Origin of the sequence: Mesorhizobium sp. (assembly GCF_004962925.1) — a bacterium.
Lineage (GTDB): Bacteria > Pseudomonadota > Alphaproteobacteria > Rhizobiales > Rhizobiaceae > Mesorhizobium.
The window spans coordinates 1-12,378 of record NZ_SUEO01000132.1 but is presented as its reverse complement, the minus strand read 5'-3'; the positions used below and the strand labels follow the sequence as shown (position 1 = coordinate 12,378).

The following is a 12,378-nucleotide window of genomic DNA, read 5'->3' as shown; positions in this document are numbered from 1 at the left end:
CCGTCGATGAGGACATCGCCGCCGTCGATCGTCTCCAGCCCGGCGATGGCGCGAAGCGTCGTCGTCTTGCCGCAGCCCGACTGTCCGAGCAGCACGATGAACTCGTTGTCGTCGATCTTGAGATTGAGGTCCTTGATGACCTGAACGGCGCCAAAGAATTTCTGGACGCCACGAAGCTCGATCTGGGTCATGCGTGACCTTCTTTTTCCGGGGTGCCGGTCGCCTGCGGCTTCTGCCTTGGACCGACCCAGCCGGTGATCATGAACGTCAGCAACCCGACGATGATGATCGTCAGCCCGTAGCGGTGCAGGAAGAGATTCCACGGCTGGCAGAGCGCGATGATGCCGCACACCATCACGATCTCGGCCGTGCGCTGGATTGTAGCATGGCGGATCATTTGCGGATCGCTCCGAAGGACATGCCGCGCAAGAGATGGTTGCGCAACAGGAAGGTGAAGATGGCGACCGGCAGCAGGAACAGGAAGGTTCCGGCGGCGATCACCGTCCAGTCCGACAGGCCGGAGCCAACCTGGCTGGGGATGAAGGGCGGTGCCGTCTGGGCGCGGCGGTTGGTCATGATCAGCGCGAAGGCATATTCGTTCCATGCGGTGATGAAACAGAAGACCGCAGTGGCGGCGATGCCGGTGGCCGCCTCAGGCAGCACGATCTTGAAGAAGGCCTCCATGCGCGTGTAGCCGTCGACCAGCGCTGCCTCCTCATACTCCTTCGGAATCTCGTCCATGAACCCCTTCATCAGCCATACAGAGAAGCTGAGGTTGAAGGCGGTGTAGAGGATGATCAGGCCCCAATGCGTGTCGTTGAGGCCGACGACCCGGTACATCAGGAACATCGGGATCGCCACCACCACCGGCGGCAGCATGCGCGTCGACAGGATAAAGAAGAGCAGATCCTGTTCCCCCTTTATCTTGAAGCGCGAGAACCCGTAAGCGGTGAAGGTGCCCATGCCGACGGCCAGGACGGTCGAGGTGATGGCGACGATCAGCGAATTCATGAAGCGGTTGGGATAGCCGGACCACTGCACCTCGCCCCTGCCCGAGCGCACCACCTTCTCGCCGCCGTCAAACACCAGCCGCTCCCACCACGGAGCGGCGGCGTATTGTTCCGGCGTCGGCGCAGTGCGCAACTGCGACCGCTTGGTGAACAGCTTTACGAAGGGCGATATCTCCGGCTGGAATACCACCGTCGGCGGGATGGTGGTGGCAAGGTTGCGCGGCTTGAAGGCCGTCGAGGCTATCCAGTAGATCGGCGCCAGGAAAATCATCGTGACGATCAGCACACCGACGATGGCGAGCTTGTTGAGCGAACGCTCGGTAGAGGTGGTGACGGCTGCCATTCTAGCGCTCCTTCACCTTGTTCAGGTATTTGACGTAGATATTGGTGATCGCCAGGATCATGATCAGGACGATGTAGGCGAGCGCGCAGGAGCGCCCGGTCTGCCATTCCTGGAACGCCATCTTGTAGAGCCGGATCGAGATCACCTCGGTGGTTGGTTGGCTGGTCAGGATGTAGGCGAGGTCGAAGGTCTTGAACGCCTCCATGGTGCGAAAGATGATCGCGATCATCAGGATCGGCGCGACCAAGGGCAGCGTGATGCGAAAGAAGGTATAGAACGAGCCGGCGCGGTCGATCGCCGCCGCCTCGTAGAGGTGCTTCGGCACTGCCGATAGCCCGGCGAGCGACAGCAGCATCACGAAGGGCGACCACATCCAGATGTCGGTGATGGCAACCGCGTAAAGCGCCATATCGGGGTTGGACAGCCACTCGAAGGAGCCGAGGCCGAGCGTATAGTTGATGATGCCGAAGGACGGATCGTAGAGCAGCTTCCAGAACAGGCCGACGACGGCCATCGACAGCATCATTGGCAACAGCAGCAGTGTCGTCAGCAGGCCCTTCAACGGGATATCGCGGTTGAGCAGCAACGCCACGCCGAAGCCGACGATGACCTGGCCGACTACGGAGACGATGACATATTTGGCGGTTATGGCGAAATTCGACCAGATGAACGGGTCGTTGAGCAGCTCGCGGTAATTCTGCAGTCCGACGAAATTGGCCGCCGCCGGGCTCGACGCGCGAAAGTCGGTGAACGAATAGCCGAGCGAATAGATCAGTGGAAAAATGTTGAAGACGATCAGGAAAACGATCGTCGGAATGATGAAGAGATTGCGGATCGTGAGATCGCTCATGCCGCGGGCGGCGGAGCGCGAGTTGGGATCCAGCGTGGTCATGACTGCAGTGGCCAAGGCCCGTTCCTTCCTTGTCCGGAAAAGAAAACGGAAGGGGCGGCTCCCGCCCCCTCCGAGCGTTAGTGCCGTTTACTTCACGCGGTTGTATTTCTTGAACGTCGCGTTCCAATCCGCGGCGAGCGAATCGAGCACTTCCTTGGCCGTGCCCTGATTGCCGGTGATGTACGGATAGACGCGTTGGTTCATCTGGATGAGCAGCTCGGCATATTCCGGCGTCGCCCAGAAGTCCTTCACCTTGAACATGGTTTCGTAGAAGGCCTTGTTGTAAGGCGTGGCGTTCTGGAATTCAGGCGACTCGAGCACCTTGGCACTTGCCGTGTAACCGCCGAGTTCCGCCCATTTCTTCTGCGTATCTTCCTTGATGAACCATTCCAGGAACTTCATCGCCTCTTCCTGGTTCTGCGAATAGGAGATGACGGAGATGCCCTGGCCGCCGAGCGCGGCGAACTGGTCGCCGTTCGGTCCTGGAGGGTTGGCGAAGAAGCCGGTGGCCTCGGCGTTCGGGTTCGAGGCTTCGTTGATGAGCGCCGGGAAGAAGGCGAAGTAGTTCATGCTCATCGCCGCCAGGTTTTCGGTGATCGCCTGGTTGTCCTCGATGAAGAAGCTCTTGGCCCAGCCAGGAGGGGTGAAGGAATAGAGCTCCTTATAGGCCTCGAGCGCTTTGACGTTCTGCTCGGAGTTGATGACCCCGTCGACCTTGTAAGTGGCATAGTCGCCAAGTTCGCCGCCGAAGGAGAAGATGGCGTTCTCGACGCCCATCACCAGAGCGTCATAGGAATTGTCGGTGTAGATGGCGACGCCGTAGCGCTTCTCGTCGGGACGGTGGAAGAATTCGGCGATGTCGCGCAGTGCCTTGAAATCCTTCGGCACGCCAAGATCGTAGCCATACTTGGCCTTGAAGGCTTCCATCTCCTTCGGGTCTTCGAACCAGTCCTTGCGATAGGACCAGCCGACCGCGTCGCCCTCGGCCGGGATCGACCAGTACTTGCCGGAGTTGGACGGATATTCGGCGTAGTACTTGACCGTCGCCGGCGCCATCACCTCCTTCAGATTGTGCTTGTTGAAGAAGTCGGTGAGGTCGACATAGTGGCCCGCCTCGGAGGCGGCGCCGATCCACTGCGAGTCGCCGACCACCATGTCGTAGGCGCTGCCCTTGGCGTTGAACTCGGTGAACGCCTTAGTCTGGAAGTCGGGCCAAGGCGTGGTTTCGACCGTGACCTTCACGCCGCTTTCGGCCTCGTAAAGGTTGACGAGTTCCTGCAAATAGTTGGCCGGATCCCATTCAGCCCAGAATATGGTGAGTTCCTTGTCCTGCGCGTAGACGGACGTTCCGCAGGCGAGCACTAAGCCGATACCAGCAAGCATGCTGGTCATTGTCTTGCGCATAATGATTTCCTCCCTTGTGCGCATTCTACCGTATCATGCGAGCCGGCGGCGAAGCCGACCCTGGTAGTTCCTCCCGTGATGGCAGCGTTCCGGGTTTTGAGCCTCCTCGCCCAGCCGGAAATGGCTCGCAGCCCTCACTTTTAATCCGCTTTATTGTCCTGATCTGGTATTACCAATTTCCGGCGCACGTCAAGCTCTTTCTTGGACGATGGCAGGCACTCAGACAAGCGGTTTCCAGCAACATCTGCCTGTTTTTCTTAAATTTTCCTACTCCTTGATACGCAAGAGCCTTGTTCGGGCTACGGCAGCACGACTATTATCAGCAGCTGGCAACCCCATCTGGTCGAACCAGATCAGTGCTATTCCAAGACTGGCGTCCGCGCGCTTCTGGCTCCTTCGGTCATCGATTCCATCACTGCAGCCCTCACCAGGGCGCCGGCTGCCCATTGCGCTACCGACATCATCTTGCGGCTGTCGAGCCCCCATATATCCTTCAGCACGATGAGCACTTCAACGCCGAAGATCAGCGACAGCGCCTGGGCCAGGCGCTTGAATTCGTGTGGCGGCAGCCGGTCCTTGAGCGGTGCGATCGCGTCCTTGAGCAGATCGACACGGTGGCCGCGCGTAAAGGCCGGCTCGCCGCCCAGCGTGCCCGCCTGCCGGCGCGCCCACTGGTCGAGCGACAGCTTCAGCGCCGCCTTGAAGGTCGCCTCGAAAGCCTCGATGCGAGGCATGGCCGTGTCGAACAGTTCGACCACCCGGCGCTCGGGATCGGTCGAGGCGGATTTCCAGGTGAGGATCGGCCCGAGCCCTTCGTTGACCACCGCCTGCACCAGCGCCGCCTGGCTTGGAAAATACCGATAGGCGGTGGCGCGGGAGACTTCCGCCGCTTCGGCCACCTCGCTGACCGAGGGCGTGGCACCCGCCTGCATGAGCCTTGTCGCCGTTTCCAGCATCAACCGCCTTGTGCGTGCCCGCGGTCCGCGCGCGGCTCCAGAGCCGTCGTCGTCGGACGCTTGTTGACGTGAGACATTCATGTCAATACGATACGCGCGTCTCAAAAAATTGCAATGGTCTTCGCGCTGCCGAACGGCCGGGCAAAAGAGCGGCAGGCGGCAACGCCGAGCGCGCCCAAGGATCGGGGAAACGCAATGAAGTGCGTCTATGTGGTGGGCACCGCTGACACCAAGGGTGAGGAACTCGCTTTTCTGGCCGATGCGGTCGCTGCCACCGGTGCTGCTGTCGCCCGGGTTGACGTCGGAACACGCAACGCGACGGTGCCAGTCGATGTCCCGGCCGAAGAGGTCGCTGGCCACCATCCCGGTGGCAGCCGTGCCGTGTTGGGCATCGACGACCGCGGCACGGCGGTCGCGGCAATGGCCGTCGCCTTCGCCCGGTTTGTCCAATCGCGCACCGATATATCAGGTGTGATCGGCATCGGCGGCGGTGGTGGCACTTCGATCATCACATCAGGCATGCGCGCGCTGCCGCTCGGCCTGCCCAAGATTATGGTCTCGACACTCGCCTCGGGCGACACCGCGCCTTACGTCGACGTCTCCGACATCGTCATGATGCCGTCGGTGACCGACATGGCCGGCCTGAACCGGCTTTCGCGTGTCGTGCTGCACAATGCGGCCCAGGCGATATCAGGCATGGCTGCAAACCCGGCACCGCCGCCCGACGGCAAACCGTCGATCGGTCTCACCATGTTCGGCGTGACCACGCCATGCGTGACTTCCATCGCCGAACAGCTGCGCTCGACCTATGACTGCTTGGTCTTCCACGCCAGCGGCACCGGCGGCCGCAGCATGGAAAAGCTGGCCGACAGCGGCTTGCTGTCCGGCGTCCTCGACATCACCACGACCGAGGTCTGCGACCTCCTGTTCGGCGGCGTGCTGCCTGCAACCGAAGACCGCCTCGGCGCGATCGCCCGCACGAAACTGCCCTATGTCGGTTCGGTCGGCGCGCTCGATATGGTAAATTTCTGGGCGCCGCCGACCATTCCGGAACGCTACAGCGGGCGGCTGTTTTACGAGCACAATCCAAACGTGACGCTGATGCGCACGACCCCTGAGGAAAGCCGCCAGATCGGCGAATGGATCGGCACAAGACTGAGCCTCTGCGAGGGACCGGTCCGGTTCCTCATTCCCGAGAAGGGCGTCTCGGCGCTCGACATCGAAGGCGGCGCCTTCTTCGACCCTGAAGCCGATGCAGCACTCTTCGAGGCCATCGAGCGCACGATCATGCCGAACAGCATACGCCGTGTGACGCGCCTGCCGCTGCACATCAACGATCCCGAATTCGCCAAGGCGGCAACAGCGGCCTTTCTCGACATCACCGGACAGTGAGAGAAGAAAACATGGCCGCCATACCGCGCAAGAAGATCCTGGAAAAGTTCCGCAAGATGATTGCCGGCGGCGTGCCGATCGTCGGCGGCGGCGCCGGAACCGGCCTATCGGCTAAGGCCGAGGAGGCCGGCGGCATCGACCTGATCATCATCTACAATTCCGGCCGCTACCGCATGGCCGGGCGCGGCTCGGCCGCCGGCCTGCTCGCCTATGGCAACGCCAACGAGATCGTCAAGGAAATGGCTTATGAGGTGCTGCCGGTGGTGAAGAAGACGCCGGTGCTGGCCGGCGTCAATGGCACCGATCCTTTCGTCATCATGCCGCTGCTGCTGGCCGAGCTAAAAACGATGGGTTTTTCCGGCGTGCAAAACTTTCCAACCATCGGCCTGTTCGACGGCCAGATGCGCCAGAGTTTTGAAGAAACCGGCATGGGCTTCGGGCTCGAGGTCGACATGATCGCCGCAGCACACGAGCTCGACCTCCTGACCACGCCCTATGTGTTCAACCCCGACGAGGCGCGCGCCATGACCAAGGCCGGCGCCGACATCGTTGTCGCCCATATGGGGGTGACCACCGGCGGCTCGATTGGCGCGACGTCGGCCAAGTCGCTGGACGACTGCGTGACGGAGATCGACGCGATCGCAGCCGCTGCGCGCTCGGTGCGCAAGGACGTTATCCTGCTTTGCCATGGCGGGCCGATCTCGATGCCGGACGACGCCCGGTACATCCTCGAACGCTGCAAGGGCCTGCATGGCTTCTATGGCGCGAGCTCCATGGAACGGCTGCCGGCAGAAGCGGCGATCGCCAGGCAGACCGCGGATTTCAAGGCCGTGGCGCTTGGTGCCAAAACGACTGCGAAGAAAAAGAAGGGATGAGACGATGACCGATCAGAGCAAGGTGTTTGTCTATCCGAAGGATGTCAGCGCCTTCGGCTTCGACTGGGGCAAGCTCTCGCTGACGGTGGCGCCCGAGGTGAACGGCGCGACGCGCTTTTCCGGCGGCGTCGTCGACCTGCCCTCCGGCAAGGGCCACACGCGGCATAATCATCCAGGTGCGGAAGAGATCATCTTCGTCATATCGGGCAATGGCGAGCAGATGGTCGAGGACGAGAACGGCAATCCGGTTGTCGCGAAGGTCGGGCCCGGTTGCACCATCTATGTGCCGGAAAGCCGCTTCCATTCGACGCTGAACACCGGCGACGGGCCGATGCAGCTGTTCGTCGTCTATTCGCCGGCCGGGCCGGAACTGGGATTGCGGGAATTGCCGGATTTCCGGCTGCTGCCGTCGGGCGGGAGTCATTGATAGCACTGTTCGCCGGTGGCAGTTCGAATACCTCTCACCGGTTTGCCGGCAAACCGTCGCGCCCCAGCTTCAGCGCCGGCGAAGCTTTGCCAATCACGCACTAACAGCCTATGCTGTCACATCGGCCGCCAATTTGCTTCGGATGCAGCCGACAGTAAGAGGGTACGTGCTCTTGCCCGTCAGGGAGAGAGCCATGCCCCAATCCCTTTTTCGCAACCAGATATTGAAAGCCCTCTCCCCAGAGGATTTCGCGCTTTTGCAGCCGGCAATGCGTCACGTCGAACTGGGCATCAAGGCTCAGCTGGAAGTCCCATATCAGCCGATCGAGCATGTGTATTTTCCAGAGGTGGGTATCGCTTCGGTGGTCGCCACCATGGCCGGAGGGCGACAAAGCGAAGTCGGTATCATCGGCAACGACGGCATGACCGGGATTGCGGTCATTCTCGGCCAAGACAGGTCTCCCAATGAAACCTATATTCAGGTCGCCGGCAATGGCTGGAGCCTGCCGGTTGAAAATCTTCGCTCCGTGATTGCAGAAAGCCAGACCCTTCACGAGTCACTGCTGCGCTATGCCCACGCGTTCCTTGTCCAGTCGTCCCGGACGGCACTGGTCAACGGCCATTCGAAGATCGAGGAGCGGCTCGCCCGCTGGTTGCTGATGGTCCACGACCGCGGTGAAGGAAATAAGATCTACCTGACGCATGAATTTCTGGCGACCATGCTTGGCGCTCGACGTCCCGGCGTTACCACGGCCCTCCAAATGCTTGAATATCGGGGGCTGGTTCACGCCAAACGCGGCGAGATCACGATTGTCGACCGCGCGGGAATGATAGATCTCACCCATGGTGCGTACGGCGAGGAGGAGCAGCGCTATTTCGGCCTGGCGCCCGCCTGATTGTCCGCTTTCAGACATAATCTTGAAGGCCGCTGCATATTGGCCGTAAATCACTGTTGGTAACGGGTTTCAGGGAGGGAATCTTGATGACCAACACTTTTCACACCGTCACGGTTGAAAGGGCGGCCGAGGCCTATGTCCTTTCCAGAGGCAAGGCCCGCTTCCTTTCGATCGCACAGGCAATCCGCGCCATCCGAACACTCATGCCGGCTTGCAAGGCCACCGACCACGAGTTGGAGGAGATGCTGGCGGAGGCATGCATCGCTCACGGTGTGCCCGTCGCTTTCGACGCAACAACGGCCGACGGCGCAGAACTACGGCTCCATTCGTAAGACCGTCGAGATGCCGGCGCTCGCCCAGACACCTGCTTTATCGGACGTTCGCCAAGCGATCGTCCGATACCTGATCGACAACATCGGCAGGCCGAGCATTTCGATATCCGAGGTTAACCACTCCGTGAGGAGAATGTTTCCGCTTTGCGAACTCACGGATTGGGAACTTGGCGATCTCATTGCACGAAGGGCGATCGACGCTGGATTTGCGATTGATTTCGACGCGACAGATCCCTGAGATCTGTCGAAGCACCAACGATTTCGCGCGATGCTTCCAGGAACAACGTTGGCAAGGTCTGCTTGGGTCGCCTTGGTCGTTCAGAGTGATTGGGTTTTGATCGCAAAGCGCGCGCTAAGCCACCCCACCTCTGTTCCAGCCCCTGCCCCGATCGCCAAACATGACGTAGCCGCTATCGGTGACCGCCACCGTGTCTTCCAGCTTGATGAAGCCGCGCGTCGGGTGAAGCATCGTCGTCTCGACCGAGAGCACCATGTTTTTCTCCAGTGGCTTTTCGGCATAGGTGCCTTCATAGGTCACTGGATGGTTGGTCATCAGGAACGGCGCCTCATGCGTGATCAGCCCCATGCCGTGGGCGAAGAAGTCGGTATAGGGCGCGACCTTCGACGCTTTCAGCACGCCTTCGGCGTAAGAAATCATATCGCCACCAAGAGTGCCCGCCCTGACCTTGGAAAAGGCGGCCTGCTGCACCGTCTCGACCTCGGCCAACAGGTCCTCGAGTTCAGCGTCCGGCTCACCCAGAATGCCCATGCGGCAGAGGTCGCCGATATAGCCGTGATAGTTGCCGCCTGAGTCGATCGACATCACCTCGCCCTTCTTCCACGCCTGTGACGAGCCGGCCCGGTTGTGGCTGGCACCCAGCGTCAGCAGGCAATATTCGAAATGCGCGCCGCGATTGGTCTCCTCGCGCCGCAGCTGCTCGATGATCTCGGCCTTGGTCGTGCCTTCGCGCGCCCAGGCAATGGTTGCCAGCATGGAATCGGTGATCAGTTCAGAGGCGACGCGCAGCTTTTCCAGCTCCGCTTCGGTTTTGATCGCACGCATCCGCTCCAGCATATCAGTCGCATCGATCAGCTTGGCGTCCGGCAGCGCCTTGCGGATCAGCGTGTAGGCATCCGACGGCAGGAAAGCCGGCTCGATGCCGATGCGGGCGTTGCCCTTGCCGATTTTCGTCAGGTGTTCGACCGCGAGATTGGCGGCATCGAGCGTGCCCCAGCAGGCAGCGTGCAAGGTCGGCGTCCAGAATGGATGGTTCTGGTGCTCACCGCCCTCCATGCGGTTGCCGATATAGGCGGCATGCTCCGGCCCACCCTTCTCGTAGACGACAACAGGCAGATAGCGGCTATGGCCGATCGCATCCATGGCCGCGAAGAAGATGAACTTATAGCCGCCAAGCAGATATTGGGTGTTGTGCTTGGAGGTGGCGAGCAGCACATCGACGCCGGCCTCCTCCATCAGCCGATTGACCCTGGCATCATCGAACGGAATGGTGCTGACGGCATTCTTGCCCGGGGCGACGTTCATCTTTCTCTCTCCCTGAATTCCCTGGCCGGCTGGTCGCATCGCCGGCGGTTCCCAGTCTCGTCCTACTAGATAAATCTGGTCCTACCAGATAAGTCGGATTGAATCGCTTCCCTGTAACTGGTCCAGCGGGCGAAATTTTCAAAGCCACACGAGGATGCGCCAAATCCGTCTCTGGCGAAACCCTCGGCAAGGCTCATAATCACCCTTGCAAGGATGCCGTCCGGCGTCCGACGGTGGCCTGCCCGGCCGGGTGGCTGAGAGGGACGGAGTTCGATCATGTCAAATGTCACGATTTCCAGACGCAGCGTGCTTGCCGGTTCGGCATTGCTTCTGGCCTCGACGGCGCTGCCGACCATCGGTCTGGCACAAACGCCGAAGAAAGGCGGACGGCTGGTCGTCGCCGCCGATTCCGAGCCGCGCAACCTCAACCCGGCGATCGTGGCTTCCAACGGCGTGTTCTTCATTTCGAGCAAGATCGTGGAAACGCTGGCTGAGGCATCCTTCGACGGCAAGGACGGGCTCGACCCGCGCCTGGCGATAGGCTGGGAGGGCGCCGCCGACGGCCTGTCGGTAACGTTCAAATTGCGCGACGGCGTCAAATGGCATGACGGCAAACCCTTCACCTCCGCCGACGTCGCCTTCTCGGCGCTGCAGATATGGAAGCCGCTGCAGAATCTCGGCCGCACCGTGTTCAAGGATCTGGAGGCGGTCGACACGCCCGACGAACTGACCGCCGTGTTCAAATTCGCCAAGCCGACACCGTTCCAGCTGATCCGCAACGCCTTGCCGGCTCTGAGCAGCGTGGTGCCGAAGCACATCTACGAGACCGGAAAGATCGAAGAGAATGCGGCCAACAACGCGCCCGTTGGTACCGGCCCGTTCAAATTCGCCGAACACAAACCCGGCGAATATTACCGGCTGGAGAAGAATGCCGACTATTGGGGCAAGGACGAGCCTTACCTCGACGAGATCATCTATCAGGTGTTGCCCGACCGCACTTCGGCGGCAAGCGCGCTTGAGGCCGAAGAAATCCAGCTCGCCGCCTTTTCCGCGGTGCCTTTGGCCGATCTCGACCGCATCTCCAAGGTGCCTGGACTTAAGGTGATCACCAAAGGTTATGAGGGGCTGACCTATCAGCTCGTCGTCGAGATCAACCATCGCCGCAAGGAGCTGGCCGACCTGAAGGTCCGCCAGGCGATCGCCCAAGCCATTGACAAGGATTTCGTCGTCAAGACGGTGTTCCTCGGCTATGCCGCGACCGCCACCGGCCCGGTGCCGAAGAACGATCCGCAATTCTATACGGCCGATGTGCCGACCTATGCCTTCGACGTGACCAAGGCCAACGCCCTGCTCGACGAAGCCGGTTACAGCAGAGGCGACGACGGCAAGCGTTTTTCACTGAAGCTGCTGCCGGCGCCGTACTTCAACGAAACCAAGCAGTTCGGCGACTATCTGCGCCAGGCGCTCGCCGCCATCGGCATCGACGCCCAGCTGGTCAACAACGACTCGGCCGCGCACATCAAGGCCGTCTACACCGATCACGCCTTCGACCTTGCGGTCGGGCCGCCGGTGTTCCGCGGCGACCCGGCGATCTCGACCACCATTCTGGTGCAGAGCGGCATTCCCGACGGCGTGCCTTTCTCCAACCAGGGCGGCTACAAGAACGACGAACTCGACGCCCTCATCGCCAAGGCGTCGGAGACGCTCGACACCAGTGCGCGGACGGAACTTTACAAGGAGTTCCAGAGACAAGTCGTAGCCGACCTGCCGCTGATCAACGTCGCCGAATGGAGCTTCATCAGCGTTATCAGAGACACGGTGGGGAATGTCGCCAACAACCCGCGCTGGGCGGTGTCGAACTGGGCGGACACTTATTTGGAATCGTGACACACTCTCGCGGATGAAAATTCGCGGCGAAATCTGTGTGGGAACTTGGTCAAATGCCGAGTTCCTTCACACCCCCCTCTGTCCTGCCGGACATCTCCCCTGCAAGGGGAGAGATTGGCCGGCTGCAACGTCGGCTCATTTGCCTGCTGCGTTGAAGATTGGCGAAATTGCTGATGACATCCGATCTCCCCCCTTGCGGGGGAGATGTCCGGCAGGACAGAGGGGGGTGCCTAGGCACAGCCCATCTCACGATCGGCACATCGCCAAGCAGCCGGCGCCACCATGACCCGCGCGCTCATCCTCCTTCGCCGTCGCCTCATCGGCAGCGTCTTCGTGCTGCTGATCGTCGTCATCGGCACTTTCCTGCTATTGGAAGCCGCCCCCGGCGATGCGGTCGACGCCTATATCGCCTCGACCGGCGG

At 61.0% G+C, this 12,378-nt stretch carries 14 protein-coding genes and 1 pseudogene; 8 read left to right on the top strand and 7 right to left on the bottom strand.

The genetic code is table 11. The features are described 5' to 3' along the window. The 6 genes from E5W87_RS23130 to E5W87_RS23105 all read right to left on the bottom strand — a co-directional run. Positions 1-191, bottom strand: a 191-nt coding sequence (locus E5W87_RS23130; protein ID WP_292402749.1) for an ATP-binding cassette domain-containing protein, incomplete at its 3' end; no start/stop codon positions are given. Beyond that, on the bottom strand, positions 188-397 hold the full coding sequence (locus E5W87_RS23125; protein ID WP_128284699.1) for a hypothetical protein: 210 nt from the start codon (positions 395-397) through the stop codon (positions 188-190). The genes E5W87_RS23130 and E5W87_RS23125, both read right to left, overlap by 4 nt. Continuing rightward, entirely contained in the window at positions 394-1,353 is a 960-nt protein-coding gene (locus tag E5W87_RS23120) for a carbohydrate ABC transporter permease (RefSeq protein WP_292402745.1), read from the bottom strand. Before E5W87_RS23120 ends, E5W87_RS23125 begins: the two co-directional genes overlap by 4 nt. A 1-nt stretch (position 1,354) precedes the next feature. Further along, on the bottom strand, positions 1,355-2,260 hold the full coding sequence (locus E5W87_RS23115) for a carbohydrate ABC transporter permease (protein WP_029348308.1): 906 nt from the start codon (positions 2,258-2,260) through the stop codon (positions 1,355-1,357). 72 nt (positions 2,261-2,332) lie between these two features. Further along, positions 2,333-3,649, bottom strand: a complete 1,317-nt coding sequence (locus E5W87_RS23110; protein ID WP_292402739.1) for an ABC transporter substrate-binding protein — start codon at positions 3,647-3,649, stop codon at positions 2,333-2,335. Between the two features lie 359 nt (positions 3,650-4,008). After that, entirely contained in the window at positions 4,009-4,686 is a 678-nt protein-coding gene (locus tag E5W87_RS23105; protein ID WP_292402736.1) for a TetR/AcrR family transcriptional regulator, read from the bottom strand. Positions 4,687-4,800: 114 nt separating this feature from the next. Between E5W87_RS23105 and E5W87_RS23100 the strand changes: the two genes are divergently transcribed. The 6 genes from E5W87_RS23100 (at position 4,801) to E5W87_RS23075 (ending at position 8,764) form a co-directional block, all read left to right on the top strand. Next, a complete protein-coding gene (locus E5W87_RS23100; protein ID WP_292402734.1) occupies positions 4,801-5,997 on the top strand; it encodes a Tm-1-like ATP-binding domain-containing protein in 1,197 nt (398 codons plus the stop codon). A gap of 11 nt (positions 5,998-6,008) precedes the next feature. Next, positions 6,009-6,872, top strand: coding sequence for a phosphoenolpyruvate hydrolase family protein (locus tag E5W87_RS23095; protein WP_292402731.1), 864 nt, complete (start codon positions 6,009-6,011; stop codon positions 6,870-6,872). A 4-nt stretch (positions 6,873-6,876) separates the two neighbouring features. Then, the gene (locus tag E5W87_RS23090; protein WP_292402728.1) at positions 6,877-7,299 is read left to right on the top strand and encodes a cupin domain-containing protein; all 423 of its coding nucleotides are present in this window, start codon (positions 6,877-6,879) and stop codon (positions 7,297-7,299) included. 193 nt (positions 7,300-7,492) lie between these two features. Continuing rightward, positions 7,493-8,194 (top strand): Crp/Fnr family transcriptional regulator, encoded by a 702-nt coding sequence (locus E5W87_RS23085; protein ID WP_292402724.1) that lies wholly within the window; start codon positions 7,493-7,495, stop codon positions 8,192-8,194. 86 nt (positions 8,195-8,280) lie between these two features. Beyond that, positions 8,281-8,526, top strand: coding sequence for a hypothetical protein (locus E5W87_RS23080; RefSeq protein ID WP_292402721.1), 246 nt, complete (start codon positions 8,281-8,283; stop codon positions 8,524-8,526). A 10-nt stretch (positions 8,527-8,536) separates the two neighbouring features. After that, the gene (locus E5W87_RS23075) at positions 8,537-8,764 is read left to right on the top strand and encodes a hypothetical protein (RefSeq protein ID WP_292402718.1); all 228 of its coding nucleotides are present in this window, start codon (positions 8,537-8,539) and stop codon (positions 8,762-8,764) included. 114 nt (positions 8,765-8,878) lie between these two features. On the opposite strand, the gene E5W87_RS23070 is transcribed toward E5W87_RS23075, so the two are convergent. After that, complete coding sequence (locus tag E5W87_RS23070; protein ID WP_292402714.1) at positions 8,879-10,069, bottom strand: Xaa-Pro peptidase family protein; 1,191 nt, start codon at positions 10,067-10,069, stop codon at positions 8,879-8,881. A gap of 276 nt (positions 10,070-10,345) precedes the next feature. On the opposite strand from E5W87_RS23070, the gene E5W87_RS23065 reads away from it, so the two are divergent. Both E5W87_RS23065 and E5W87_RS23060 read left to right on the top strand, forming a co-directional pair. Next, positions 10,346-11,956 (top strand): ABC transporter substrate-binding protein, encoded by a 1,611-nt coding sequence (locus E5W87_RS23065; protein WP_292402711.1) that lies wholly within the window; start codon positions 10,346-10,348, stop codon positions 11,954-11,956. A gap of 282 nt (positions 11,957-12,238) precedes the next feature. Continuing rightward, a pseudogene (locus tag E5W87_RS23060) lies at positions 12,239-12,378 on the top strand (ABC transporter permease); the annotation flags it as partial.

Excerpts from the sequence above, each read along its gene's own strand:
- E5W87_RS23125 (WP_128284699.1), bottom strand. The coding sequence starts at position 397 with ATGATCCGCCATGCTACAATCCAGCGCACGGCCGAGATCGTGATGGTG.
- E5W87_RS23120 (WP_292402745.1), bottom strand. The coding sequence starts at position 1,353 with ATGGCAGCCGTCACCACCTCTACCGAGCGTTCGCTCAACAAGCTCGCC.
- E5W87_RS23110 (WP_292402739.1), bottom strand. The coding sequence starts at position 3,649 with ATGCGCAAGACAATGACCAGCATGCTTGCTGGTATCGGCTTAGTGCTC.
- E5W87_RS23105 (WP_292402736.1), bottom strand. The coding sequence starts at position 4,686 with ATGAATGTCTCACGTCAACAAGCGTCCGACGACGACGGCTCTGGAGCC.
- E5W87_RS23100 (WP_292402734.1), top strand. The coding sequence starts at position 4,801 with ATGAAGTGCGTCTATGTGGTGGGCACCGCTGACACCAAGGGTGAGGAA.
- E5W87_RS23095 (WP_292402731.1), top strand. The coding sequence starts at position 6,009 with ATGGCCGCCATACCGCGCAAGAAGATCCTGGAAAAGTTCCGCAAGATG.
- E5W87_RS23090 (WP_292402728.1), top strand. The coding sequence starts at position 6,877 with ATGACCGATCAGAGCAAGGTGTTTGTCTATCCGAAGGATGTCAGCGCC.
- E5W87_RS23085 (WP_292402724.1), top strand. The coding sequence starts at position 7,493 with ATGCCCCAATCCCTTTTTCGCAACCAGATATTGAAAGCCCTCTCCCCA.
- E5W87_RS23080 (WP_292402721.1), top strand. The coding sequence starts at position 8,281 with ATGACCAACACTTTTCACACCGTCACGGTTGAAAGGGCGGCCGAGGCC.
- E5W87_RS23075 (WP_292402718.1), top strand. The coding sequence starts at position 8,537 with ATGCCGGCGCTCGCCCAGACACCTGCTTTATCGGACGTTCGCCAAGCG.
- E5W87_RS23070 (WP_292402714.1), bottom strand. The coding sequence starts at position 10,069 with ATGAACGTCGCCCCGGGCAAGAATGCCGTCAGCACCATTCCGTTCGAT.
- E5W87_RS23065 (WP_292402711.1), top strand. The coding sequence starts at position 10,346 with ATGTCAAATGTCACGATTTCCAGACGCAGCGTGCTTGCCGGTTCGGCA.